Annotated in this window: 26 protein-coding genes; 12 read left to right on the forward strand and 14 right to left on the reverse strand. The window is 58.6% G+C overall.

What is annotated here, in order from left to right:
- Positions 1-68 precede the first annotated feature (68 nt).
- On the forward strand, positions 69-1157 hold the full coding sequence (locus tag AC1DCP_RS00880; RefSeq protein WP_065688410.1) for a helix-turn-helix transcriptional regulator: 1089 nt from the start codon (positions 69-71) through the stop codon (positions 1155-1157).
- Positions 1158-1160: 3 nt separating this feature from the next.
- Here AC1DCP_RS00880 and AC1DCP_RS00885 read toward each other — a convergent pair whose 3' ends face one another.
- Both AC1DCP_RS00885 and AC1DCP_RS00890 read right to left on the reverse strand, forming a co-directional pair.
- Positions 1161-2264 (reverse strand): TRAP transporter substrate-binding protein, encoded by a 1104-nt coding sequence (locus tag AC1DCP_RS00885; protein WP_476774111.1) that lies wholly within the window; start codon positions 2262-2264, stop codon positions 1161-1163.
- A 138-nt stretch (positions 2265-2402) separates the two neighbouring features.
- Entirely contained in the window at positions 2403-2876 is a 474-nt protein-coding gene (locus tag AC1DCP_RS00890; protein ID WP_065688409.1) for a group III truncated hemoglobin, read from the reverse strand.
- A 139-nt stretch (positions 2877-3015) separates the two neighbouring features.
- On the opposite strand from AC1DCP_RS00890, the gene mbfA reads away from it, so the two are divergent.
- Positions 3016-3999 (forward strand): iron exporter MbfA, encoded by a 984-nt coding sequence (gene mbfA / locus AC1DCP_RS00895; protein WP_003514615.1) that lies wholly within the window; start codon positions 3016-3018, stop codon positions 3997-3999.
- A 63-nt stretch (positions 4000-4062) separates the two neighbouring features.
- On the opposite strand, the gene AC1DCP_RS00900 is transcribed toward mbfA, so the two are convergent.
- Both AC1DCP_RS00900 and AC1DCP_RS00905 read right to left on the reverse strand, forming a co-directional pair.
- A complete protein-coding gene (locus tag AC1DCP_RS00900; RefSeq protein ID WP_065688408.1) occupies positions 4063-4677 on the reverse strand; it encodes a transglutaminase-like cysteine peptidase in 615 nt (204 codons plus the stop codon).
- Between the two features lie 118 nt (positions 4678-4795).
- Entirely contained in the window at positions 4796-5584 is a 789-nt protein-coding gene (locus tag AC1DCP_RS00905; RefSeq protein ID WP_065688407.1) for an alpha/beta hydrolase, read from the reverse strand.
- Between the two features lie 187 nt (positions 5585-5771).
- On the opposite strand from AC1DCP_RS00905, the gene infC reads away from it, so the two are divergent.
- The 6 genes from infC (at position 5772) to pheT (ending at position 11718) form a co-directional block, all read left to right on the forward strand.
- Positions 5772-6308, forward strand: a complete 537-nt coding sequence (infC, locus tag AC1DCP_RS00910; RefSeq protein WP_060641871.1) for a translation initiation factor IF-3 — start codon at positions 5772-5774, stop codon at positions 6306-6308.
- Positions 6309-6502: 194 nt separating this feature from the next.
- The gene (rpmI, locus tag AC1DCP_RS00915; RefSeq protein ID WP_003493355.1) at positions 6503-6706 is read left to right on the forward strand and encodes a 50S ribosomal protein L35; all 204 of its coding nucleotides are present in this window, start codon (positions 6503-6505) and stop codon (positions 6704-6706) included.
- 40 nt (positions 6707-6746) lie between these two features.
- Positions 6747-7151, forward strand: a complete 405-nt coding sequence (rplT, locus tag AC1DCP_RS00920; protein ID WP_003514622.1) for a 50S ribosomal protein L20 — start codon at positions 6747-6749, stop codon at positions 7149-7151.
- A 165-nt stretch (positions 7152-7316) separates the two neighbouring features.
- Positions 7317-8195 (forward strand): lipopolysaccharide kinase InaA family protein, encoded by an 879-nt coding sequence (locus AC1DCP_RS00925; RefSeq protein ID WP_065688406.1) that lies wholly within the window; start codon positions 7317-7319, stop codon positions 8193-8195.
- Positions 8188-9270 (forward strand): phenylalanine--tRNA ligase subunit alpha, encoded by a 1083-nt coding sequence (pheS, locus tag AC1DCP_RS00930; protein ID WP_003514626.1) that lies wholly within the window; start codon positions 8188-8190, stop codon positions 9268-9270. The genes AC1DCP_RS00925 and pheS overlap by 8 nt, the downstream gene beginning before the upstream one ends.
- A 24-nt stretch (positions 9271-9294) precedes the next feature.
- Positions 9295-11718 (forward strand): phenylalanine--tRNA ligase subunit beta, encoded by a 2424-nt coding sequence (gene pheT / locus AC1DCP_RS00935; protein WP_003514627.1) that lies wholly within the window; start codon positions 9295-9297, stop codon positions 11716-11718.
- Between the two features lie 55 nt (positions 11719-11773).
- Here the strand turns inward: pheT and AC1DCP_RS00940 are convergent, their stop codons facing one another.
- Positions 11774-12775, reverse strand: a complete 1002-nt coding sequence (locus AC1DCP_RS00940) for an aldo/keto reductase (RefSeq protein ID WP_025592182.1) — start codon at positions 12773-12775, stop codon at positions 11774-11776.
- A gap of 117 nt (positions 12776-12892) precedes the next feature.
- On the opposite strand from AC1DCP_RS00940, the gene AC1DCP_RS00945 reads away from it, so the two are divergent.
- A complete protein-coding gene (locus AC1DCP_RS00945) occupies positions 12893-13783 on the forward strand; it encodes a LysR family transcriptional regulator (protein ID WP_065659798.1) in 891 nt (296 codons plus the stop codon).
- Here AC1DCP_RS00945 and AC1DCP_RS00950 read toward each other — a convergent pair whose 3' ends face one another.
- The 4 genes from AC1DCP_RS00950 to AC1DCP_RS00965 form a co-directional block, all read right to left on the reverse strand.
- On the reverse strand, positions 13784-14227 hold the full coding sequence (locus AC1DCP_RS00950; RefSeq protein ID WP_003514632.1) for a GNAT family N-acetyltransferase: 444 nt from the start codon (positions 14225-14227) through the stop codon (positions 13784-13786). It abuts the gene before it with no gap.
- Position 14228: 1 nt separating this feature from the next.
- Positions 14229-15179, reverse strand: coding sequence for an aldo/keto reductase (locus tag AC1DCP_RS00955; RefSeq protein WP_003514634.1), 951 nt, complete (start codon positions 15177-15179; stop codon positions 14229-14231).
- 111 nt (positions 15180-15290) lie between these two features.
- Positions 15291-16274: a GlxA family transcriptional regulator gene (locus tag AC1DCP_RS00960; RefSeq protein ID WP_065688405.1), complete on the reverse strand. Its 984-nt coding sequence runs from the start codon at positions 16272-16274 to the stop codon at positions 15291-15293.
- Positions 16274-16834, reverse strand: coding sequence for an isochorismatase family protein (locus AC1DCP_RS00965; protein ID WP_025592191.1), 561 nt, complete (start codon positions 16832-16834; stop codon positions 16274-16276). The genes AC1DCP_RS00960 and AC1DCP_RS00965 overlap by 1 nt, the downstream gene beginning before the upstream one ends.
- A gap of 180 nt (positions 16835-17014) precedes the next feature.
- Here AC1DCP_RS00965 and AC1DCP_RS00970 point away from each other — a divergent pair, with 180 nt between their 5' ends.
- The gene (locus AC1DCP_RS00970) at positions 17015-17998 is read left to right on the forward strand and encodes a Gfo/Idh/MocA family protein (RefSeq protein WP_065688404.1); all 984 of its coding nucleotides are present in this window, start codon (positions 17015-17017) and stop codon (positions 17996-17998) included.
- On the opposite strand, the gene AC1DCP_RS00975 is transcribed toward AC1DCP_RS00970, so the two are convergent.
- Complete coding sequence (locus tag AC1DCP_RS00975) at positions 17995-18366, reverse strand: hypothetical protein (RefSeq protein WP_065688403.1); 372 nt, start codon at positions 18364-18366, stop codon at positions 17995-17997. The genes AC1DCP_RS00970 and AC1DCP_RS00975 overlap by 4 nt on opposite strands.
- 11 nt (positions 18367-18377) lie before the next feature.
- A complete protein-coding gene (locus tag AC1DCP_RS00980; protein ID WP_003514644.1) occupies positions 18378-18620 on the reverse strand; it encodes a hypothetical protein in 243 nt (80 codons plus the stop codon).
- Positions 18621-18810: 190 nt separating this feature from the next.
- Between AC1DCP_RS00980 and xseA the strand changes: the two genes are divergently transcribed.
- Entirely contained in the window at positions 18811-20415 is a 1605-nt protein-coding gene (gene xseA / locus AC1DCP_RS00985) for an exodeoxyribonuclease VII large subunit (protein WP_025592194.1), read from the forward strand.
- On the opposite strand, the gene AC1DCP_RS00990 is transcribed toward xseA, so the two are convergent.
- The 3 genes from AC1DCP_RS00990 to AC1DCP_RS01000 form a co-directional block, all read right to left on the reverse strand.
- Positions 20416-21618, reverse strand: a complete 1203-nt coding sequence (locus AC1DCP_RS00990) for a mandelate racemase/muconate lactonizing enzyme family protein (protein ID WP_003514648.1) — start codon at positions 21616-21618, stop codon at positions 20416-20418. It lies immediately after the preceding gene.
- Between the two features lie 54 nt (positions 21619-21672).
- The gene (locus tag AC1DCP_RS00995; protein WP_019564469.1) at positions 21673-22380 is read right to left on the reverse strand and encodes a FadR/GntR family transcriptional regulator; all 708 of its coding nucleotides are present in this window, start codon (positions 22378-22380) and stop codon (positions 21673-21675) included.
- Between the two features lie 114 nt (positions 22381-22494).
- Complete coding sequence (locus tag AC1DCP_RS01000; RefSeq protein WP_065688402.1) at positions 22495-22995, reverse strand: MarR family winged helix-turn-helix transcriptional regulator; 501 nt, start codon at positions 22993-22995, stop codon at positions 22495-22497.
- Positions 22996-23076: 81 nt separating this feature from the next.
- Between AC1DCP_RS01000 and pecM the strand changes: the two genes are divergently transcribed.
- Entirely contained in the window at positions 23077-23943 is an 867-nt protein-coding gene (gene pecM, locus AC1DCP_RS01005) for a 4-hydroxybenzaldehyde efflux transporter PecM (protein WP_065688401.1), read from the forward strand.

The raw sequence follows: 23943 nt of genomic DNA on the forward strand, positions 1-23943 counted from the left end.
AAAGGTCGTGCCGAAACGCGATCTGGTCCATGAATGGGTGGTAATTCATCGCTTCGGGATCGTTATCCGTGCTTTTCATTCCATTGCCTTTTGTCGTCGCACTTCTGCTGGTCGTCATGTTCATCGTCTTCTTTCGAGGCGCAGAGGATATGCGAACCAACCGGGCGTTTCTGGCGCTCATCGCGCTTTGCGCCGTGCAGTCCGTTCTTGTCGGCTTGCGCTGGGGATATGGTGTGAGCGAAGCGCGTTATGTTTTGCCTGTTCTGGCTGCCTGCCTGCCGCCTCTCGTCTACATCGCCTTTCGCGGACTGATGGGCGTTGGAGTTGAAAGCAAGAGGGCGATGTTTGCCAGTCTTCTGCTCTCACCTTTCTTCGTCGTCTTTCTGGAGTTCGTCCTTCCCGTTGCGATCGATTTTGCGCTGATCGTGATTTTTGTCGGGCACGCCATTGCCTTGCTTCTCTTGGCAAGAAAAGGGCCGGATGGGCTGGACGAGGCACAATTTGCCAGCGTCGCATCTGCACACAAGGCGCTTATTGTCGCCGCGGTCGCTCTCTGCGTTTCCGCGTTCTTCGATCTTCTGGTGTTTTTCGATTTCGAGTGGGCGCATGGAGAAAATGTTGCCGCACTTGTCAGCAATGCCAATCTTCTCGGGCTTCTGCTGATCGGTCTCATGGCTGCACTTGCCGGCAAAAGCAAAGCGCCGCAAACGGCTGCCCAGCCTGCTGCGGAGTTGTCGTCACCGGCGCCTTCACAACAGGACAGGGATGTTGTCGAAAGGCTTGATCGCTTGATGGAGACCCACACGCTCTACCGCGATGAGAACCTAAACCTGTCACGGCTCGCAAAACGTCTCGGTCTGCCGAGCCGGCAAATCTCGGGCGCGATCAATCGCTCGCTCGGCGTTAACGTCTCGCAATATGTCAACCAGCTGCGCATCCGCGAAGCCTGCCGGCTGCTGGAGGAGACGGATCAGTCGGTCACTGCGATCATGCTGTCTTCCGGCTTTCAGACCAAATCCAACTTCAACCGGGAATTTCGCCGCGTCACCGGCATGAGCCCGGTGGACTGGCGTGAACGCGAGGTGTGGAAGCTGGTATCGAATACAAAAACGGCCACCCGGCAGATGCCGGATGGCCGTTTGAAGATACTGAAATGAGGATCAGAGCGTGCCGTTGCGCTGCTGGATCATCATATAGGTGTCATAGGTATATTCGGCGATCTGTGCCCAGAGATAGGCGTCCTTCTTGAACGCCTGCTGGCTATCGTAGATCTTCTTGAAGCTTTCGTTCTTGGCCGAAATCTTCGCATAGGTGTCCTGAGCCGCCTTGTGGCAGACGTCGAGGATTTCCTGGCTGAACGGCCGCAAGATGGCGCCCTGCGCCACGAGTTCCTTCAGAGCCTTCGGATTGCGCGCGTCATAACGCTCCAGCATGCTGGCGCTGCCGGCGGCGCAGGCGTCTTTCAGAATACGCTTGTAGTTCTCCGGCAACTCGTTGAACTTCTGCAGGTTCACGAAAGCATGAACGGCTGGGCCACCTTCCCACCATGCGGGGTAGTAGTAATATTTCGCAACCTTGTAGAAGCCGAGCTTCTGGTCGTCATAGGGACCGACAAATTCGGTTGCATCGATGGTGCCCTTTTCGAGAGCGGCGTAAACATCGCCGCCGGCGATCTGCTGCGGTGTCACGCCAACCTTCTGCATCACCTGGCCGGTCAGGCCGGCAATGCGCATTTTCAAGCCCTTCAGGTCATCGATGGTGTTGATTTCCTTGCGGAACCAGCCGCCCATCTGGGCGCCGGTATTGCCGAGCAGGATCGAGTAGATATTGTGCTGGGCAAGAAACTCATTGAGCAACTCGTTGCCGCCCGCCTGGTTGAACCATGCATTCGTCTGGCGTGCATTGAGACCGAAGGGAACCGAGGTCCCGAGCGCGAAGGTCGGGTCCTTGCCGACATAATAGTATGAGCAGGTATGCGCCATTTCGACGGTTCCGGCCGTCACCGCATCCGCTGCCTGCAGCGCCGGCACGATTTCGCCACCGGCGAAATGCTGGATGACGAAGTTGCCGCCGGATGCTTCCTTGACATGATCGGCGACGATCTGGCCGGCACCGAATAGAATGTCGAGGCCCTTGGTGAATGACGACGTCATGCGCCAGGTGATTTTGGGGTTTTCCTGCGCAATGGCCGGAGCGGCCAGCACGGTTGCGGTAACACCGGCACCAACAGCGCCCGCCTTGCGAATAAATGATCTGCGATCCATGTCGATAAGCCCTGATATGTCTGCATATTACAGGCGAACCGTACGGTACGCCTCCCACCGGCTACTAAACATTTATCCTCGCGGCCATCAAGGGGAATATTTGAACTTGCCGGGCCTGCTATCATCGCCCGGATGGGGCTAAGGATGCATGCGTTTTAACGCCGGATCATCCATTGCAGGATTATAAAACAGCGAAAGCGTCAGGCTTTTTGCGATGCGTTCCGCAGTTTCCATGAACCAGCTATGGGCTTGTGGGCTCGGCGCGATATCGTCAAGGGTAGCCGAAAAAAGCGCCAGCCATTGCGGGAACAGTTCCGCCGACATGCCTTTTACGCCAAGATGCGCCTGCACCGGCTTGCCGCCGTAGCCGCCATTCTTGAAGGCGACGGCGGCCCAGAACTGTTTCATCCTGGCCATATGCTCCGGCCAGCGCCCGGAAAGCCGCGCATCGAAGACAGGGCCCAGCGTGGGATGTTCTAGAACGCGGCCGTAAAATGTCTCGACCAGCAGGTCGACGAAACCGGCGTCGATGCCGATAGCCGCCATGGCCTTTTCCGCCCTGTTCTGAATTTCCGCGTTGTGGGCGGCCTTTGCCGCGGTCTGGTCCTGCATTGTGCTTCCTTTGCGGCAGAACCTACGTGGCTCTTCGACACTCCGCAATGCGACCCTTTGGCATATTAGAATAATTCTAAAAGGCTTGATTGTGATGTGATCAGGATGTATTTAGAATTATTCTAAAGAGGTTCCAGCCATGTTCCGCAGTCTTTTTTCCCTGTCCAAACGCCCGTTCTCCTCGCTTGGCGAACAGGAAATCCTCGCACTTGCTATCTCGTCCGAAGAAGACGATTCCCGCATCTACCGCTCCTATGCCGATCATCTGCGCGCGCAATATCCGCAATCCGCAAAAATCTTCGATGATATGGCCGAGGTGGAGCAGCAGCATCGAAACGTGCTGATCGACATGCACCGCAGGCGATTTGGGGAAACGATCCCCCTGATCCGCCGTGAGCATGTGCGTGGCTTTTACGAGCGCACGCCGGACTGGCTGGTGAAGAACCTGTCGCTCGACAAAATTCGTGCGCAGGCGGAATTGATGGAGGCCCAGGCGATCCGTTTTTACGATGAGGCTGTCAAGCGAACCAGCGATGCCTCGACCCGCAAGCTGCTCGGCGATCTGGCCGAGGCGGAGCGTGGTCACGAAGACATCGCGCAGATGCTGGAAGAGAAACATCTCGACGAAAACGGCAAGACAGAAGAGGCGGAAACCGCAAAGCGGCAATTTCTTCTGACCTTCGTGCAGCCGGGTCTTGCGGGACTGATGGATGGTTCCGTATCGACGCTGGCGCCGATCTTCGCAGCCGCCTTCGCCACGCAGGATACGTGGCAAACCTTCCTGATCGGCCTTTCGGCCTCCGTTGGCGCGGGTATTTCCATGGGCTTCACCGAGGCGGCCCATGATGATGGCAAGCTTTCCGGTCGTGGCTCTCCGGTAAAGCGCGGTCTCGCCTCAGGCATCATGACGGCCGTTGGTGGCCTTGGCCATGCGCTGCCCTATCTCATTCCGCATTTCTGGACAGCAACGGCCATCGCCGCGGTCGTCGTCTTCGTGGAACTCTGGGCCATCGCCTTTATTCAGAACCGCTTCATGGAAACGCCGTTCCTGCGGGCAGTGTTTCAGGTAGTGCTCGGCGGTTCGCTGGTGCTGGCCGCCGGTATCATCATCGGCAACGCCTAGTGAATAAGAAAGCCCGCAGCGTTTGCTGCGGGCTTTCTGCATTGAGCCTATAATATCTGTCGATCAGCGCAATGCGCCGACCAGAACGTCGCGCCCATCCTCGATGGAAACCCAGCGGCCCGAATTGAATGACGCCTGCCGCTTCAGATAAGTGTAGTTGGTGTCGGTCCAGAGCTTCACGTCGTCTGTGAGATTGTCGAGAATGTAATCGCCATCGGTGGTGCGGAGCGTCAGCACGGCATGGCCCTCGCCATCAGGCTTGCGCACGACGGTGATCAGTAGGTCAGCAACGGAAAACCCACGCTCGATCAGCTTCTTGCGCTTCAGCAGCACGAAGTCCTCACAATCGCCAGCGGTCGTGGGATATTCCCAGACTTCTTCCTTGCCATAGATTTCCATGTCGGTCATGGCGACGATCGAGGTGTTGACGGATGTGTTGATCTCGCGAACCACACCCCAGCCATACTCGGTGACGCGTGGTGGCGGCGTCAGCTTGCTTCGAATGTCGCACTCGCTCGCGTATTTCTGACAGAACTCATAATGGCCGATCGGCTGGGATGTGATCCCGCCCGTCACCATGGAAGGGCTTCCCTTGGTTTCCGCCACGGCGGATGCAGCAGTCAATAGCCCGGCGGCAACTGCAAACAGCAGCGCACGCGCCAGCGGTGCGTTCATCATGAAACCCGTCCCTTAATTCTTAACGAAAAGTTAAGAGGGTTGGGGGGCAGGAGTCAATCACTAGCCATCGGCGGCGCGCAAGACTCGTTAAATATGGTTAAGATCGTTGCGCAAATGCCTATGTTGCAAGGGCTTTGACGGCAGCCAGCATCCTGTCGATATCCTGCGGCCGGGACAGCCGGTGGTCGCCATCGCGGATCAGCGTCAAGACGACGTCGTCAGCAGGAAGATGTTCGAGGAGCTTCAGCGCATGCTGATAGGGAACATCGGGATCGCGCATTCCCTGCAGGATGTGAACCGGGCAGCCCGTGGTGATGATGCCGGTGAGGACGCGGTTCTGCTGCCCGTCTTCCATCAGCGCGCGCGTAAAGATATTCGGCTCGGCGCTGTATTCCGAATGTTCCTCGAAATAACCCTTGTCTTCAAGCGACCGTTTTTCCGCATCCGTGAGGCTCGGCTCTATCAGGTCCGCCGTGAAATCGGGGGCTGGCGCAATGAGGACCAGACCAGCGACGGACGGCGTGCCGCCAGCCTTGCGCAGTTCCTCGACCATGCGCAGCGCGATCCATCCACCCATCGACGAACCGATAAGGACGACGCGCGATGGCGCCTTTTCGCGCACGACGGCAAGTGCCTCTTCCAGCCATCTTGAAATCGTGCCCTTTTTGAAGTCACCGCCGGAAGCGCCGTGCCCGGAATAATCGAGCCGCAGGCACGCAATGCCGTTTTCCGCCGCAAAGCGGTCGAGTTCCACCGCCTTGGTTCCCGTCATGTCGGAACGGTAACCGCCGAGCCAGACGAGCGTGGATGCATCTTCTCGTGAAGTTGCCGGGCGATGAAGGACGGCGATGTCGCGGGCGTCGTCGCCCATGCCTACACGCAGGAATTCAGCGGCTTGTTCAGTCATGTATATGCAATTCTCCTGAATTTCGCGCAACAAAGGCGGCGTATTTGCAAAAACCGTGACAACAGGTGATCTTTTCGGGCAGATATGCTATTGACTTCGCCACGGCAATAACGACATTTCCGCCGCTTGTACCAAACAAGCTGTTTTTTGCCGATGTGATCCAGAAACAGATCAGGAGAATACGACCATTCGCAGACCTTTCAAAGCCGATGCCCCCGTCAAGGAGGGCCCGCGCTCCAACCGGGAAATCCGGGTTCCCAGAGTTCAGCTTATTGATGAAGAGGGCCAGAACCTCGGTAGCATGCCGACGGACCAGGCTTTGAAAATGGCGGAGGATGCCGGTCTCGATCTCGTTGAGATTTCGCCGAACGCTGAACCGCCGGTATGCAAGATCCTCGATCTCGGCAAGCTTAAATACTCGACCCAGAAAAAAGCCGCTGAAGCGCGCAAGAAACAGAAGATCGTCGAGGTCAAGGAAATCAAGATGCGCCCCAACATCGACACGCATGACTATGACGTGAAGATGAAGGCGATGAACCGTTTCTTTGACGAAGGTGACAAGGTGAAGGTGACGCTGAAGTTCCGCGGCCGCGAAATGGCCCACCAGGAACTCGGCATGAAGCTTCTCCTCCAGGTGAAGGAAGATACCCAGGCGATTGCCAAGGTTGAAGCCGAGCCGAAGCTGGAAGGCCGTCAGATGATGATGGTTCTCGCGCCGAAATAACTCTTTCGCGCACGCCGCCCGGGCGGCATGAAGCACCACCGCAAGGGGAAGTTCGTATTCCCCGTTGCGCTTTTAACCGACTGCGGTTATAAGCGCGCGTCCGAACGGTCCGGCAGGGCATGCCGAGGCCGTTCCTGAATAGCTTGAAATAGGCCTCGTCTGCCTGTTTCGATACAAAAACACGGAGTAGCAAAATGCCCAAGATGAAGACGAAGTCCGCTGCAAAAAAGCGGTTCAAGATCACCGCCACCGGCAAGGTTGTTGCAGCCGCCGCCGGTAAGCGCCACGGCATGATCAAGCGTACCAACAAGTTCATTCGCGACGCGCGTGGAACCATGGTTCTCGCCGAAGCTGACGGCAAAAAAGTCGTCAAGAACTACCTGCCGAACGGTCTCTGAGACTTTTCCGCACTTTTGGACACTTTAAGGAGATCATGACATGGCACGCGTAAAACGTGGCGTAACTTCCCGCGCCAAGCACACCAAGACACTCAAGGCAGCCAAGGGCTTCTACGGCCGCCGCAAGAACACCATCCGCGCAGCAAAGGCTGCTGTGGATCGTTCCAAGCAGTACGCTTACCGCGACCGCAAGGTCAACAAGCGCAACTTCCGCGCTCTGTGGATCCAGCGTATCAACGCTGCTGTTCGCGAATTCGGCCTGACCTACGGCCGCTTCATCGACGGCCTGAACAAGGCTGGCATCGAAGTTGACCGCAAGGTTCTGTCCGACATGGCTATCCATGAGCCGGCAGCATTCGGCGTGCTCGTCGAGACCGCGAAGAAGGCTCTTGAGTACCTCAAGGAAGCTGGTACGACCAACGAGTTTGAAACCGCTGTAAAGTAATTACGGCGCGGACAATCTGTTGTTCATTTGAAACCCGCGCCGGTCCTCCGGCGCGGGTTTTTCGTTCTCAGTTTCTGATACAGCTCTATCGGCGTTTTTTAATTTAGAAATTTATAATAGTTGGAGTATTCACGCCGTTTGAAGCGAAATCCTTGGTGGACGGAAATGCTGGTCAATAAAATTCAGGTTGTGGAAGCAGAGGGCTTTCGCGTTCATCTCGACGATGACGACATCGCAACCCTGATGCGCGTCCTCTTGAAAAGTGACCGGCGCATTCAAAAGGTCGAGCTCTCGCAATTGACGGTGTGGATCAAACGGCAGGGCACGGAACGTGTGACCTGGTGGATGAAAATGCAGAAGCTGCTGTCAAAACTTCTGCCTTATGCTTTTCTTCGCCCTTCTGAACCGCTGGACGGCGCCGGCCTCATGCAGCGAGAGTTGGAAACGTTGCAGCAGTTCCAGCAAGGCGGTTTCCCGGTTCCGCCGCTGATCTACTCGTCGCGCACAGCAATGGTGTTGGGAGATGTCGGCCCGACGCTCATGGAGCGGATGGATGCGCTAAAGGAGTCCGATCCGGTGCAACATGACGCCTTGCTTGTGAAATCCGCAGAAGCGCTTGGCGAGCTGCATGCGGCGGGCCTCTGCCACGGCCGCCCGCATGTGCGTGACTTCTTTTTAAAAGACGACCGTATCGGTTTCATGGATTTCGAGGAGCGCCCGCAGGAGGTCATGCCGCTGGAGACGGCGCAGGCGCGCGATATCTGGCTGCTGTTTTTGCAGGTTGCAACCCGCGCCTGCGATGCGCCGAAAACCTGCGACGCCGCCTTTGCCCGCTGGCGTGAAAACGCCCCGCCGCGGGCGCTTGAAGAATTGTGCCGTCTGATCGGCATTCTGGGGCGATTTTTACCGCTTGCCCGGTTGATCGGGCGCGTGCGGATGGGTAGTGATCTGCGACGCTTTATCATGGCGACCGACTATCTGATGAATGCTGTGAACCCCGAAGCCGCTGTTAAAAATACCGGCAAGGCAGGAAAAGATGACTGAACTTGATACCTTGAAATCGCAACTGATGTCGGAGATCGCCGCCGCCGCCGATGAGCCGGCTATCGAAGCCGTGCGCGTCTCCGCGCTTGGCAAGAAGGGCTCGGTTTCGGAGCTTCTGAAGACGCTGGGGTCGATGACGCCGGAAGAGCGCCAGACCCGAGGCGCTGCCATCAACCAGCTCAAGACTGAAATCACCGACCTGATCGGTGAACGCAAGAGTGGCCTGAAAGATGCCGCGATTGCCGCCCGCCTGAAGGCGGAAACGCTAGATGTCAGCCTGCCGGTCCGCCAGTCTCCGACCGAGCGCGGCCGCATTCATCCGATCAGCCAGATCGTCGATGAAATCACCGCGATCTTTGCGGATATGGGCTTCTCGATCGCCGAAGGTCCGGATATCGAAACGGACTATTACAACTTCACGGCGCTGAATTTCCCTGAAGGCCATCCGGCCCGCGAAATGCATGACACCTTCTTCTTCCAGCCGGATGAAAACGGCGAGCGCAAGGTGCTGCGCACGCACACCTCGCCGGTGCAGATCCGCACCATGGAAAGCCAGAAGCCGCCGATCCGCATCGTCATTCCGGGCAAGACCTATCGTCAGGATTCCGATGCCACCCATTCGCCGATGTTCCATCAGGTCGAAGGTCTGGTGATCGACAAGAAGGCGCATGTTGGCAATCTGCGCTGGGTACTTGAAGAGTTCTGCAAGACCTTCTTTGAGGTGGATAGCGTTGTCATGCGCTTCCGTCCGTCGTTCTTCCCCTTCACGGAGCCGAGCTTCGAGGTGGATATTCAGTGCGACCGCTCCGGCCCGATCGTCAAGTTCGGCGAAGGCAACGACTGGATGGAAATCCTTGGCTGCGGCATGGTGCACCCCAATGTGCTGCGCGCCGGCGGTCTGGACCCGGATGAATATCAGGGCTTTGCCTGGGGCATGGGCCTCGACCGCATCGCCATGCTGAAATACGGCATGCCGGACCTGCGTGATTTCTTCAACGCCGATGTCCGCTGGATGAACCACTACGGCTTCCGCCCGCTCGACATGCCGACGCTGTTCGGCGGTTTGAGCGTTTAATCCGGTTAGCCAAGGAGCAAAGACATGAAATTCACTCTTTCCTGGCTGAAAGAGCATCTAGAAACGGATGCGACGCTGGACGAGATTTGCGAACGGTTGACGGCAATCGGGCTCGAGGTCGAGGACGTCGACGACAAGGCGGCCTATAAGCCTTTCGTCATTGCCAAGGTCGTCTCCGCCGAAAAACATCCCGAGGCCGACCGCCTCAAGGTGTTGATGGTGGATGCCGGTGACGGCAAGCCGGTGCAGATCGTCTGCGGCGCACCGAATGCGCGCGCCGGCCTTGTCGGTGCGCTGGCGCGTCCTGGCGTTTACGTGCCGGGCATCGATGTCACGCTTGCCGTCGGCAAGATACGCGGTGTCGAAAGCCACGGCATGATGTGCTCCGAAAAAGAGCTGAACATTTCCGACGATCACGACGGCATCATCGATCTGCCGGAAGACGCGCCGGTCGGCACTTCTTTCGCGACCTATGCCGGACTTGACGATCCGGTCATCGAGATCAATCTGACGCCAAACCGGCCGGATTGCACCTCGATCTATGGCATCGCCCGCGATCTCGCCGCTTCCGGTCTCGGCAAGCTCAAGACCAAGCCAGCGCCGTCCTTCAAGGTCGAAGGCTCAACCCCGGTCGACGTGAAGCTGGAGCTGGATGACGCGGCGCTCTGCCCCGGCTTTTCGCTGCGCATCGTGCGCGGTGTGAAGAACGGCCCGAGCCCGAAGTGGATGCAGCAGCGTCTGATGGCGATCGGCCTGCGTCCCATCAATGCGCTCGTGGACATCACCAACTACATGACCTTCGATCAGGGCCGGCCGATGCACGTCTTCGATGCCGCCAAGGTCAAAGGCGATCTGACGGTCCGCCGTGCGAAGGAGGGTGAGACGATCCTCGCGCTTGATCAGCGTGAATACAAGCTCGGCCCGAACAATGTCGTCATCGCCGATGAAAAAGGCCTTGAGTCGATCGGTGGCGTCATGGGTGGCGAACATTCCGGCTGCGACGAAAACACGGTCGATGTGCTGATCGAATCCGCTCTCTGGGATCCGATTAACATTGCCAAGACCGGTCGCTCGCTCGGCATCATTACCGATGCGCGTTATCGCTTCGAGCGCGGCGTCGATCCGGAATATATGGTTCCGGGTCTGGAACGCACCACCGAACTGGTTCTGGAACTCTGCGGCGGCGTTGCCGGCGAAGCCAAGGTCGTCGGTTACAAGGGGCATCAGCCCAAGGTCGTTGATTTTCCGCTCTCGGAAGTGAAGCGTCTGACCGGTCTAGAAGTTTCGGCGGAAGAAAGCCTGGCCATTCTCAAGGGTCTCGGTTTCGGCATCGAGGGAACGGGCGAGCGTGTTTCCGTCACCGTGCCGTCCTGGCGCCCGGATGTCGACGGCAAGGCCGATCTGGTGGAAGAGGTCATGCGCATTCATGGCGTCGACAACATCAAGCCGGAACCGCTGGAGAGCTTCGGTGCCGTCAACGGCCGCATCTTGACGACGCTGCAGGTGCGCACCCGCACCGCGCGCCGTGCGCTTGCCAGCCGTGGCATGCTGGAGGCCGTCACGTGGTCCTTCATCCCGGAAGCTCACGCGAAGCTTTTCGGTGGCGGTTCGCCCGCTCTGAAACTGGCCAACCCCATCGCGGCCGATATGTCGGATATGCGTCCTTCGCTTCTGCCGGGCCTTCTGACCGCAGCACAGCGCAATGCCGACAAGGGCCACGGCGATGTGGCAATCTTCGAGGTCTCCGGCACCTATGAGGGTGACACGCCGGACACCCAGCGCCGTGTTGCCGGCGGTGTACGCCGTGGCACGGCCTCGCTCGCAGGCAGCGGCCGCATGTGGTCCAATGCCACAAAGGGCGGCGGCAAGCCGGTGGATGTCTATGACGCCAAGGCCGATGCGCTTTCGGTGCTCGAAGCCTGTGGCCTGCCGATGGCCAATGTGCAGATCGAGGCCGGTGCTCCCGGCTGGTATCACCCTGGCCGCTCCGGCACCATCAAGATGGGTCCGAAGGTCGTGCTCGGCTATTTCGGTGAATTCCACCCGAAGACTCTGTCAGAGCTTGATGTTTCCGGTGTCTATAGCGGTTTCGAGATCTATCTCGACGCCATGCCGGAGCCGAAGAAGAAGGCGACCCGCACAAAGCCGGCCCTTGAGCTTTCGCCCTTCCAGGCGGTCAAGCGCGACTTCGCCTTCGTGGTCGACAAGTCGGTCGAGGCGGGCGCCATCATCAAGGCTGCAACAAGCGCTGATCGCAAGCTGATCACCGGCGTCAATGTGTTTGACGTCTTCGAAGGTGCATCGCTTGGCGAAAGCCGCAAGTCCATCGCCATTGAAGTTCAGATCCAGCCGGTCGACAAGACGCTGACGGACGAGGATTTCGAGGCGCTGACCGCAAAGATCGTCGGTAATGTCGAGAAATCGACGGGCGGCGTGCTGAGAGCGTAAAGCTCTGTTTCTATGAATTGAAAAAGCCGAGGCAGTCGCCTCGGCTTTTTTGTTTTTAGCGGTTCGCCATCTGGGACATACGCTCGGGATATCGTTGGCCGGCAACCTTTGCTGGAGAAAGCAACGCGCCAAGGCTGGCGACTTCTTCTGCCGTCAGCGATACATCCGCTGCCGCCACGTTTTTCTCAAGATTGGCGATTTTTGTCGTACCGGGGATCGGAACGATAAAGTCACCCTGCGCCAGAACCCAGGCCAGCGCCAGTTGCCCGGCGGTAACACCCTTTTCGGCAGCCATATCTTCCAGAAGCTTGATGAGCGCCAGATTGGCATCGAAGTTTTCACTTTGGAAGCGCGGCAGGCCGCGGCGGAAATCGTCGGATGCAAGTCCGTCGAGCGATTTCAGCGCGCCCGTCAGGGCACCGCGCCCGAGCGGGCTGAAGGGGACGAAACCGATACCGAGTTCCCGGCAGGTTTCCAGCACGCCGTTTTCCTCCACATCGCGGGTCCACAACGAATATTCGCTCTGTATGGCAGCGATCGGGTGAGTGGAATGCGCCTTGCGAAGTGTTTCGGCACTCGCTTCCGAAAGGCCCAGATGTTTCACCTTGCCCTGCCGGACCAGTTCCGCCATGGCGCCGACCGTATCTTCGATTGGAACATCCGGATCGACGCGATGCTGATAGAACAAGTCGATGGTGTCGACGCCTAGGCGTTTGAGAGAGGCTTCGGCGACGGCGCGCACATTTTCCGGGCGGCTGTCGGTGCCCACCATCATCTGGCCTGCGGGTTTGCTGGCGTCGATTTTGAAACCGAACTTGGTAGCAATGACCACCTTGTCGCGATAGGGCTTCAAACCCTTGCCGACGAGGATTTCGTTGTTGTAGGGCCCATAGACCTCTGCCGTGTCAAAAAAAGTGACACCGAGTTCGACGGCGCGGTGCAGCGTCGCTATTGCACTATTTTCGTCGCCGGTCGGGCTATAGGCATGGGTCATGCCCATGCAGCCGAGGCCAAGCGCCGAAACGGAAAGGTTGTTTCCGAGAGTTCTTTTTTTCATCTGTTCGTCCTTCCATGAGGAACCGCCCGTTGTCAGGGGCGTGATGAGAAGATAGCGCCCTAAGACGGCAAAAATAATCGCTGCAAATCGTTGCGGGTTGTTCTATTATTTAGAACAATGAACCGTGTGCAACTCTCTCAACTCGCTGTCCTCGCTGCCGTTGCCGAGGGCCGCAGCTTTCGTAAAGCTGCCGCCGAACTTGCCATTGCGCCTTCCGCCGTCAGCCATGCAGTATCGTCGCTCGAAGCGAGCCTTGGCCTGCGCCTGCTGCATCGTACCACCCGCAGCGTTTCGCCGACAGAGGAGGGCAGGCGGCTTCTCGAGACGCTTGGGCCGGCCCTTGCTGAAATCGATGCCGTCATCGATACGCTTGCCGAGCATGGCGGAAGGCCGGCCGGACCGTTGCGGATAACCCTGCCGAGACTTGCGGCGGAGGACTTGATCATGCCCCGGCTTGGCGAGTTCCTGCGGCTATATCCAGATATCTCGCTGGAGATTTCGACCGATGACCGCTTCGAGGATATTGTCGCGAAAGGTTTTGATGCCGGCCTGCGGCTCGGCGAGAATCTTGAAGCGGATATGATTGCCGTGAAGGCGAGCGGCCCATGGCGTGGCGCGATTGTCGGCGCGCCCACCTATTTCGAAGAAAATCCCCCGCCCCGTGAGCCGAGGGATTTGATGCGGCATCGCTGTATTCTCCGTCGCTTCTCCAGCGGTCTGCTCTACCGCTGGGAGCTGGAAAAGGACGGCAGACCTTTGGTGGTCGATGTGCAGGGGCCGCTCATCCTGTCGGACCAGAGCCTTATTCGCCGGGCGGCGATTGACGGCGCGGGTCTGGCTTTCGTTTTCGAACAGCGCGTAGAAGACGACATCAAGGAAGGCAGGCTGGTCCGGGTGCTGGAGGACTGGTGCGCGCCCTTTGATGGTTTTTATATCTATTACCCCTCGCGCCGGCAGATGCGCCCGGCGCTAAGGGCTTTCGTGGATTTCTTCCGCTTCAGAGGGTAATCAGAACTTGATGCGATAGCGGATATGGCCGTCGCTTTTGACGTAGCTGTCGTAAAGCTTCTGGGCACGGTGATTGTGCTCGTCCGTGTTCCAGTAAAGCCGGGACCAGCCCTTTTCCTTGCATATGGCAATGAGGTCATCCATCAGCGCCCGGCCTGTTCCCTTGCCACGGATCGCGCCGTCAACGAACAGGTCTTCCAGATAGCAGTCGGGCGTTTTCACCCAGGTGGAATCATGGAAGTGATGGATGGCGAAACCGGCCATCCTGTCGCCCAGAAGAGCCACGCGCATGGAAACGCGTGATGCCGGATCGAGGATACGCGCCCATGTATGGTCCGTAACTTCCTCGGCAAGGTGTACGTTATAGAAGGCGAGATAGTCGTTCCACAGGCGCAGCCATTCTGCCCGGTCTTCCGGCTCCGCGTCGCGAATTACAAGATCCATGTCACGCGCCCGCCTTGTCGAGCAGCGTCATCATCTCATCCGTCAGCTTGAGATTGACGGCGCGTTTGAAGCTTTCGAGTTGCGACAGGCTGGTGGCGCTGGCAATCGGTGCCGTCACGGCCTTCTTCCGCAATAGCCACGCCAGCGCGATATCGGCAAGCTTGGCTCCGGTTTCCACGGCAACCGCATCCATGGCGCCCAGAACGGCAAGGCCGCGGGCGTTGACATATTCACCCACCCGGTAGCTGCGGGCGACGCCTTCGGTATCCGCCTTGGCGCGATATTTCCCGGTGAGGAACCCGGCCGCGAGGCTATAATAATTGATGACACCAATTTCCTGGGCGACGCAAAGATCGGCAAGCGGGCCTTCGAAATCCGCACGGTTGTAGAGATTATATTCCGGCTGCAGCACATCGTAACGGGGCAGATCGTTCTTCGCGGCCGTGTCCAGCGCTTCCTGAAGCTGGCTCGCCGAATAGTTGGAGCAGCCGATGGCGCGTATCTTTCCCTGTTCCTTCAGCTTTGCAAAGGCTGCAAGCGTTTCCTCCAGCGGCACATCCGCGTCCGGCTTATGGGCGAGGTAGAGATCGATATAGTCGGTTTGCAGCCGCTTCAGCGAGGCGTCGACAGCCTCTGCGATCCATTTGGCGCTGAGGCCTGTCTTCTGACCGCGATTGTCGAAACCGACCTTGGTAACGATCACCGCGTCCTCACGCTTGACGCTCGACTGTTTCAGCCATTTTCCGATGATGGCTTCCGACTCGCCGCCCTCATGCCCGTCCACCCAGGCGGAATAGACGTCTGCCGTGTCGATGGCGTTGAACCCGGCGTCGAAAAATGAATCGAGCAGGGCAAAGGAAGTCTTCTCGTCCGCTGTCCAGCCGAACACGTTGCCGCCGAAGACGATCGGGGCGATGGAGAGGCCGGTGCGGCCAAGGCTTCGTTTTTCCACGGGGAATGCTCCTGTTGCTGTCTTTGGCGGCAAGGTTATCAACTGCTTGCCGGCATAACCATTCAATTCCTTTGATGGCATTCATCAGGCAACGGGCAAAAGCGGGTGAGATCAGGCATGAAAGCCGCGATAGTGGCTGGGCGGGAGGTGATTGTGCTGTTGCCACACGCGCCGCAAATGCCGGGCGGAGGCAAAGCCCGCCCGCTCGGCAATGGCTTCCATATCCAGACGGCTGTTTGCAAGGATGTCGCGGGCAAGATTGACACGCATCAGGTTGACGTAGTCGATGACGCTGATGCCGGTATGCTCGCGAAACAGGCGGGACAGGTGCCTCTCGCTCAGTGCGGCAATATCGGCCAGCCGTTCCAGCGACCAGTCCTGAGCCGGCTCAGTCATCACCCGGTCCTGCACCCGGTGAATGGCGGGGTGAATGTGGTTGCGGCCGGTAAGCCAGGGGGAGATTTGCGGATCATTGCCGCTGCGCCTGAGATAAACGACCATATTTTTGGCAATGCGCGCCGCGACCGCAGGCGATGTCAGTCGGGAAACGACATGCAGCATGAGGTCGGTGCCGGTGGAAATACCGGCGCTGGAGAAGCGGTTGCCATCCTCCACGAAAAGACGGTTCTCGGCCACCTGCGACAGCGGTGCGGTGCGGCGCAGCGCTTCGATGCAATCCGCATGTGTCGTACAGCTCCGCCCGTCGAAAAGTCCTGCTTCGCCCGCCAGCAGTGCGCCGGAGCAAATGGAAATGACTGTGGTGTCCGCGCGCACCGCGCGGCGCAACCATGCCACCAGCGCCTGCCGCTCCCGTCGCATCTCCGGCGCGTTGTCGAATCGGGAGATGCTGCCGGAAATCAGCAGGAAAGCATTGTCCGGCAGGCTCTCGGGCAAGGCCTCCAGCCCGCAAAGCCCAAGGCCGATGGAGGATTGCTGCTGGTCATGTTCCGCGATGTAACGGCAGTCGAAATGGACGTCCCGCTGTTCCGCGTTGGCATAACGGATCACCTCCAGCGGGCCGGCAATATCGAGCAACAGCGCGTGTGGCGGCACAAGCGTATAAAAGGGAATGGTCCGCGTGCCGCCATTGTCCATCAGGCGGCCTTTCGTACCGTTTCGAGAACGTCGCCGACGGTTGCGATGCGCGCAAAGCGACCGGCCAGCACCAGCTCGGTTCGGGTGCGAATATCATCAGGGCTGAACACGGTGCCCGAGGCGTGCGTCATTGGAAAGGTAAGCGTCGCCTCGGTGACGTAATCGACTGTGTAACCGAGGTCCGATGCATGCCGTGTGGTCGTTTCGCAGCACTGTTCGGTGCGGATGCCGGATACGATCAGCCGGTTGATACCCTTTTGCGTCAGCCAGATATCGAGGCCGGTGCCGGCGAAAGCAGAGTGGCGGTTCTTGCGAAAGGTGACGTCAGGGGTAATGCGCACACCTTCCAGCGCGCGAATATAGCCGCTCTCCTCTGCAAAGGCCCGGTCGCCATCGACATGAAAGATTTGCACGACTGGAATGCCCGACGCCTTGGCGCCGTCGATCAGTGCCTGCTGTTTTTCCAGATAGGCGGGAAGTTCGCTTTCCTCGAAATAGGGGGTGTGCCGAAAGGATTCCTGAACGTCGATGACAAGGAGTGCTGTGTGAGAAGAGGACATTTCATGATTCTCCATTGGGTTCATGCATAGCATAATTCACCTTTGAAAGGCTGGATAAAAGCATGGAAACCGACAAAGGAAGGACGAATCCAGCCATAGCGTTTGCAGTTACGTTTCGTGCGACTTGCCAGGCGTCGCGACAATGGTAAGTTTCCCGGAATTACAGAGTGGGAGAATGAGATGCTGCGCTTCGGAATAATTTCAACGGCGAAAATCGCTCAGGATCACGTCATTCCGGCGATACAGGATGCGCGGAACTGTGTGGTGAGCGCCATCGCCAGCCGCGATCATGCCAAGGCGCGCGCGGTTGCAGATCGTTTTTCCGTCCCGCATGCCTTCGGCTCCTATGAGGAAATGCTTGCGTCCGATGTGATCGATGCCGTCTATATTCCGCTTCCCACCTCGCAACATGTGGAATGGACCATAAAAGCTGCCAATGCCGGCAAACATGTGCTGTGTGAAAAGCCGATCGCACTCAAGGCTGAAGAGATCGACGCCATCATCGCGGCGCGGGACGACAATGGCGTTGTCGTGTCGGAGGCTTTCATGGTCACCTATTCTCCTGTTTGGGTCAAGGTGAAGGAATTGCTGGCATCAGGTGCAATCGGAACGCTGAAGCATGTGCAGGGCGCTTTCAGCTACTTCAACCGCGATCCCGGCAATATGCGCAATATTCCCGAACTGGGCGGCGGGGCCTTGCCGGATATCGGCGTCTACCCGACCATCGTCACCCGTTTTGCCACGGGTGCCGAGCCGAAGCGCGTACAGGCGAGCGTCGAGCGTGATAAGGAATTCGGCACCGATATCTATTCCAGCGTCAGGGCCGATTTCGGCGGCTTCGAACTGAGCTTTTATCTGGCAACCCAGCTTGCCGCCCGCCAGCTGATGGTTTTCCATGGCACGGACGGGTACATCGAGATCAAATCTCCCTTCAATGCAAATCGCTGGGGTGCGGAGGAAATCGAGTTGACCAACCAGGGCCATAACCAGTCGCAAGTCTTCCGGTTTCAGGATAGTCGCCAGTACAAGCTGGAGGCGGAGGCCTTTGCCCGCGCGGTGAAAGGTGAGGGCGAGGTCGTCACCCTGGAAAGCTCGAGGAAGAACCAGCTTTTCATCGATGCCATCTATCGTGCGGCGGAAAAGGACGGTTGGGAGACGGTTTAATCCCGATCCGCACGCTGCTTTTGAAGCCGCCTATAGCCGTAAAGCGCCAGCACCAGTGCCGCGAGTGCGGAAAAGGCGAGCGGGACCAGCGGCTGCACCAGTGGATTGCGCCATTGCAGCAGGGCGAACAGCCCGACGCCAACCATGCGGGAGATAAGCGTGACGGCGTTCATCAGAAAGCCGTTCAGCTCATTGGGGCCATCGCCATTCGAATGGTTTAGCCTCCAACTCGTCGCAAGCCCTGCCAAAGCGCCCGGAAGACGGGCGGCAAGCGGGTCGATGCCGATATAAAAAATCAGCAGAAAAGAGATGGAAAGGTCTACAGCCAGTCCGTAAACCTCGGTCAGGGCGAAGTGGCGAAGCCGCAAGGCCGTGTGCTTTAAAGCGTCGGCTGGGTGGAACGCGGACGTTGCAGCACGAGAAGGCCGATGACCACACTCACAACGCCGAAATTATAACCGGCAAGCGCCAGGAGCAGCGACATCAGCGGCACGGCGGTTGCAGAAATCGCCATTGCGACACCATAGGCGCCGATAACCATCAGGCAGATGAAAATGATGCTGAATACCGAACGCAACGCAACTGCGGTTACGCCGAGCAATGTGGCGGTAAGAAAAATCATGAATGCCGCCTCCTCTTTGGTTGCCGGGTCTGGGATAAGACGTAGCGTCCTCTTCCCTAACGAACCCTTGTTTTCTCCTCCCTCACCCATTTTCCTAACTCGTTAGTTGAGGATATGGTTTCACCGCCGTTAAAATAGACCCGGCCAGTACCGGCATTTCCGAATCGACGGGTTTTGGTTACAAACGGGCATGAGCGATATTTTCTCCAATGCCGCATTGAGCAATCTTGCCGAGTTCTCGGTTTCCGAACTGTCGGGTTCCATCAAGCGAACGGTGGAGACGGCTTTCGATCAGGTGAGGGTGCGCGGCGAGATTTCCGGCTACCGGGGTCCGCATTCTTCGGGTCACGCCTATTTCTCCCTGAAGGACGATCGCGCCCGCATCGATGCGGTTATCTGGAAGGGTACTTTCTCGCGGCTGAAGTTCCGCCCGGAAGAGGGCATGGAGGTCATCGCCACCGGCAAGGTCACCACCTTTCCCGGCTCCTCGAAATATCAGATCGTCATAGAAAGCCTGGAGCCGGCCGGCGCGGGCGCGCTGATGGCTTTGCTGGAGGACCGCCGCCGGCGTCTGGCGGCGGAAGGGCTGTTCGATGCGGAACGCAAACGCCGCCTGCCGTTCATGCCGCGTGTCATCGGCGTTGTCACATCGCCCACGGGCGCTGTCATTCGCGATATCCTCCACCGCATTTCGGATCGTTTTCCGGTCCATGTCGTCGTCTGGCCGGTCAAGGTGCAGGGGGAAGGCTCGGGTGAGGAAGTGGCGAACGCCATTCGCGGTTTCAATGCGCTTCAGCCCGGCGGTGAGATTGCACGCCCCGATGTGCTGATCGTCGCCCGTGGTGGCGGCAGTCTGGAAGATCTATGGAGCTTCAACGACGAAATCGTCGTGCGCGCCGCTGCAGAGAGCGAAATCCCGCTGATTTCCGCTGTGGGGCATGAGACGGATACGACTCTGATCGACTACGCCGCCGACGTGCGCGCGCCGACACCGACGGGTGCCGCCGAAATGGCCGTGCCGGTGCGTGCGGAACTGGAGGCGCAGCTCTCCGGCCTTGCAGCGCGCCTTTCCGGCTCGGTATCACGCCAAATGGACAATCGCCGACAGGGCGTGCGTGCTCTGGTGCGTGCGCTGCCATCGCTTGACCAGCTTCTGGCTCTGCCGCGCCGTCGTTTCGACGAGGCCGCAAGCGGTTTGGGTCGCGGGCTTGAAATGACGACGCTCAACAAGCGCCGCGCGTTCGAACGCTCTGCTTCGGGTCTGAGGCCGGAAATCCTGCTGAATGGCCTGCGGCAGCATCGCCAGCGTGTTACGGAACGCATGCAGAGGGCGGAGGCGCTTGTGGAGCGCCGCCTGTTGCAGGCGCAGTCGAGAATTTCCTCGACCGATTCCGCGCTGCGTTCGCTGCCCGCCCGCTTGCTCGGCCAGTTGGAGCGGCAGAAGGAACGGGTCGTCACCGCAACGCGACGAGCCGATACCGCCGTGCTTCACCGCATGGCGCAGAACCGCTCGGGCCTTGCTGCCCATGACCGCATCCTGCAGTCGCTGTCCTACAAGAATGTGTTGAACCGCGGTTATGCTGTCATTCGCGACGAGGAGAACCGGCCCCTGACCCGGGCTGCTGCCATCGCGTCCGGCGCTGTGGTGTCTATGGAGTTCGCCGACGGTCGCGTCGCCGCCCTGACGACAGGCGAGGCTACTCCATCATCTGACGTTCCCACGCCTGCCGCTCCCAAAAAGAAGCCGGTGAAACCGGCCTCTTCGGACCCGGGAAATCAGGGCAGTCTGTTCTGATCAGATAGACGCCGCATCTGAAAAACGACGGCTGACGGTGAAGGTCTTTTCAATATCGGGATGCAGCTCCATGCCAAGGCCGGCACCCGGCGGCACGGTGATCATGCCGTTTTTAACTTCCGGCAATGCGGTAACGAGATCGCGGTACCAGGTCTTGTAGAAGGCGCGCACGCTTTCCTGAACCAGCGCATTCGGTGCGTTGAGCGACAGATGCGTGGAGGCGCAGAGTACCACCGGGCCGGTGCAATCATGCGGCGCAACCGGCAGATGCCAGGCTTCGGCCATGGAAGCGATCTTGCGCGCTTCGGAAAGTCCACCACACCAGCTGATGTCAAGCATCACCACACCGGCAGCGCCAGTTTCCAGAAGATCTCGGAAAGCCCAGCGTGAGCCGAGCGTCTCCGATGCGGAAATCGGCGCGGGTGAAACGGCGGCATAACGCGTCAGGCTGGAAAGGCTGTCCATCTTGATCGGATCTTCGTGCCAGAAGGTCTGGTAAGGGGTGAGCGCCTTGGCGATCTGCATGGCGGGCAGAAGCTGCCACATGGAATGAAACTCCACCATGATATCCATCTTGTCGCCGACTGCCTTACGAATTTTCTCGAACGGCTCGAGCGCGCTTTTCAGGTCAGGCATCGAGATATATTGGCCGCGCGTCTTTTCCGCCGCCGCATCGAAAGGCCAGATCTTCATGGCCGTGATGCCGTCTTCCAGCAGCGAATGGGCAAGCTCGTCGGCCCGGTGCAGGAAGCCGTTGAGGTCGTCATAATCCTTGCCGCCGGACAGGCCGTAATTCGCCGTCTGCTGGCCGGTCGCCTTCTTGATATATTCCGTGCCCGCGCAGGTATTGTAGGTGCGGATTTCCCTGCGGCTGAAGCCGCCAAGCAATTGCGCAATGGGCTGGTTGGTGGCCTTGCCGAAAATATCCCAAAGCGCGATATCGAAGGCCGAATTGCCGCGTACTTCCGCCCCCGATGAACGGAAGCCGAGATAACCGACGAGGTCCTGTGCCAGAAGGTCGATCTGCAGCGGATCGCGGCCGATCACGCGGGGTGCGATATATTCGTGCACATAGGTTTCAACCGTCTCCGCGCCGTAGAAGGTTTCACCAAGTCCGGTAATGCCCTCATCCGTGTGGACCAGAACCCAGAGCAGGTTTGCCCGTTCCGCCACGCGGACGGTTTCGAGTTTCGTAATTTTCATGAAGTGTCTCCTCCAGAGGCAGGCAGTTTTCGGTCTGGAACTGCGTTTGAAAAATCAGGCGATGCCGGCGGCCAGAAGCGCATGCACGCTTTCATCGAAATGCCGCGCCATAAGTGTCGAGGCCGTTTGCGGGTCGCCCGCGGCAATGGCCTGTCCGATGGCGATATGAAGTTCAGTCGCGGCATGACGCTGCGCGTCGGATTTGCGGCTCTTCCAGCCGATCGGCCATGTCTGGCGCGTCACATTCTGAAAGGCGCCGAGAATGAGTTCGAAAACCGGGTTCTTGGAGGCTCTGGCAACGGCAAGGTGAAAGGCAAGGTCGTGTTCCATGACCCTGTCACTATTACCAAAGTCCCGCTCCATATTGTTGGCGTGGTCGAGAATGGTGAGCGCCTCCGCATCCGTTCGCCGCAACGCCGCCAACGTCACGGTTCTGACTTCGATGGTGCGGCGCACGTCATAAATTTGCTGGATGTTGATCTGCTCGGTGTGAATGCCATGTTCGAACATCAGCGACATCGCGCCATGATCCAGCGTCGCCACCGTGGCGCGCTTGCCGACGCTGACATCGATCAGCCGCATGGCCGACAAGGACCGGAAAGCCTCGCGAACCACGGTGCGCGAGACACCGAGCTGCTGCGAGAGCGAAAGCTCGCTGGGCAGCTTCGCTCCGGGGGCAAGTTCGTTTTCGCGAATGTGACGCGTGATTGCGCCAATCGCGCTGCTGACGAGATCGGTTTCCTGCGAAATGGGCTTATACAATCGTTCCTCCAACCTGTAGGACAGGTTAACGGAAAATTGCTTATAGGATTCTTGGCGCCAAAACAAGCGCCATCACCTGCGCGATTGCTGGTTCCTGTCCGCTTTTTAGGGAACCTAAGCTTCAAACCCCTGTAGAAACCGCTTCACAAGCTTGTTCAGCGCGTTGCGCTCTTCTTCGCTGAGCTGTGCGACCAGCCGTTGCTGGTTCTCGACATGGGCGCTAACCGCGTCCTCGACGATGGCAAATCCCCGTTCCGTCAATGATATCAATACGCTGCGCCGATCCTGCGGGTTGTGGACGCGCTCCACCAGACCCGCTTTTTCCAGTTGGTCGATCCGGTTGGTCATTGTGCCGGAGCTTACCATTGTCATGGCCAGCAGATCACCGGGCGAAAGCCGGTAGGGCGCGCCCGCGCGCCGTAATGTCGCCAGCACATCAAAAGCGGAAGAGGAGAGGCCGTGTTTCAGCAGCACCGCCTCCACCTCGCGACCGAGATGCGTGGTTAGCCGTTTCAAGCGCCCAAGCAGCCCCATTGGCTCGACATCGAGATCGGGCCTCTCCCTGCGCCATTGCGCCAGAATGTGATCGACGTGATCAATCGGTTCTTTGTTCATCACCAAGGCATAACAACTGATATCTTGACGTCAAGATAAAATTGGCTAAGTTGTATTTATCTTGATGTAGAGATTCTTGAAATGAAGAAAAACAACACCTATGCCGCCGATGTGCTGGTGACGGCACTTGCCCCCGCCATCTGGGGGACGACCTACTTCGTCACCACCGAATTCCTGCCGCATGGATATCCATTCCATGTTGCGATGCTGCGCGCCTTGCCGGCCGGCATATTGCTGTTGCTTCTGGTCAGAAAACTACCGGAGGGCATCTGGTGGTCTCGCAGCCTTATTCTAGGTGCGCTGAATTTCTCGTTTTTCTGGGCGATGCTTTTCGTTTCGGCCTACCGGCTGCCGGGTGGTGTAGCTGCGACTGTGGGTGCGATCCAACCCCTGATCGTCATCGGCCTTTCGCGGTTGTTTCTCGCCGCGCCGGTCCGGCCGCTGGCCATTGTCGCTGGTCTTCTGGGTATTGTCGGCGTCGCACTTCTGGTTTTGGCGCCGGGTGCTGCCGCGCTGGATGCCGTCGGCGTGGCTGCGGGTCTTGCAGGCGCCGTATCCATGGCCTTTGGAACCGTGCTCACCCGCAAATGGCGACCGCCGGTGTCGAACCTCACCTTTACGGCCTGGCAATTGACGGCTGGAGGCATTCTGCTTCTGCCGGTCGCATATTTACTGGAACCGGCCCTGCCTGCACCTACCGCGGCCAATATTCTCGGTATGGCCTATCTCGGCATTATTGGTGCCGCCTTGACCTATTTCCTGTGGTTCCGGGGTCTCGCCCGCATCGAACCCTCGGCTGCAGCCTCGCTCGGTTTCCTAAGCCCCGTCGTTGCGACCCTGCTCGGCTGGCTGGCGCTCGGCCAAAGCCTCACGCCAGTGCAAATCGTCGGCTTCGTTGCAGTGCTTTTCAGCATCTGGCTCAGTCAGCGGAGCCAGCTGCCGAAATAG

Source organism: Agrobacterium sp. 10T429 (assembly GCF_056393925.1).

Coding starts and splice junctions, on each gene's coding strand:
- AC1DCP_RS00885 (WP_476774111.1), bottom strand. CDS start 2,264: ATGGATCGCAGATCATTTATTCGCAAGGCGGGCGCTGTTGGTGCCGGT.
- AC1DCP_RS00890 (WP_065688409.1), bottom strand. CDS start 2,876: ATGCAGGACCAGACCGCGGCAAAGGCCGCCCACAACGCGGAAATTCAG.
- mbfA (WP_003514615.1), top strand. CDS start 3,016: ATGTTCCGCAGTCTTTTTTCCCTGTCCAAACGCCCGTTCTCCTCGCTT.
- AC1DCP_RS00900 (WP_065688408.1), bottom strand. CDS start 4,677: ATGATGAACGCACCGCTGGCGCGTGCGCTGCTGTTTGCAGTTGCCGCC.
- AC1DCP_RS00905 (WP_065688407.1), bottom strand. CDS start 5,584: ATGACTGAACAAGCCGCTGAATTCCTGCGTGTAGGCATGGGCGACGAC.
- rpmI (WP_003493355.1), top strand. CDS start 6,503: ATGCCCAAGATGAAGACGAAGTCCGCTGCAAAAAAGCGGTTCAAGATC.
- rplT (WP_003514622.1), top strand. CDS start 6,747: ATGGCACGCGTAAAACGTGGCGTAACTTCCCGCGCCAAGCACACCAAG.
- AC1DCP_RS00925 (WP_065688406.1), top strand. CDS start 7,317: ATGCTGGTCAATAAAATTCAGGTTGTGGAAGCAGAGGGCTTTCGCGTT.
- pheS (WP_003514626.1), top strand. CDS start 8,188: ATGACTGAACTTGATACCTTGAAATCGCAACTGATGTCGGAGATCGCC.
- pheT (WP_003514627.1), top strand. CDS start 9,295: ATGAAATTCACTCTTTCCTGGCTGAAAGAGCATCTAGAAACGGATGCG.
- AC1DCP_RS00940 (WP_025592182.1), bottom strand. CDS start 12,775: ATGAAAAAAAGAACTCTCGGAAACAACCTTTCCGTTTCGGCGCTTGGC.
- AC1DCP_RS00945 (WP_065659798.1), top strand. CDS start 12,893: ATGAACCGTGTGCAACTCTCTCAACTCGCTGTCCTCGCTGCCGTTGCC.
- AC1DCP_RS00950 (WP_003514632.1), bottom strand. CDS start 14,227: ATGGATCTTGTAATTCGCGACGCGGAGCCGGAAGACCGGGCAGAATGG.
- AC1DCP_RS00960 (WP_065688405.1), bottom strand. CDS start 16,274: ATGGACAATGGCGGCACGCGGACCATTCCCTTTTATACGCTTGTGCCG.
- AC1DCP_RS00965 (WP_025592191.1), bottom strand. CDS start 16,834: ATGTCCTCTTCTCACACAGCACTCCTTGTCATCGACGTTCAGGAATCC.
- AC1DCP_RS00970 (WP_065688404.1), top strand. CDS start 17,015: ATGCTGCGCTTCGGAATAATTTCAACGGCGAAAATCGCTCAGGATCAC.
- AC1DCP_RS00980 (WP_003514644.1), bottom strand. CDS start 18,620: ATGATTTTTCTTACCGCCACATTGCTCGGCGTAACCGCAGTTGCGTTG.
- xseA (WP_025592194.1), top strand. CDS start 18,811: ATGAGCGATATTTTCTCCAATGCCGCATTGAGCAATCTTGCCGAGTTC.
- AC1DCP_RS00990 (WP_003514648.1), bottom strand. CDS start 21,618: ATGAAAATTACGAAACTCGAAACCGTCCGCGTGGCGGAACGGGCAAAC.
- AC1DCP_RS01000 (WP_065688402.1), bottom strand. CDS start 22,995: ATGAACAAAGAACCGATTGATCACGTCGATCACATTCTGGCGCAATGG.
- pecM (WP_065688401.1), top strand. CDS start 23,077: ATGAAGAAAAACAACACCTATGCCGCCGATGTGCTGGTGACGGCACTT.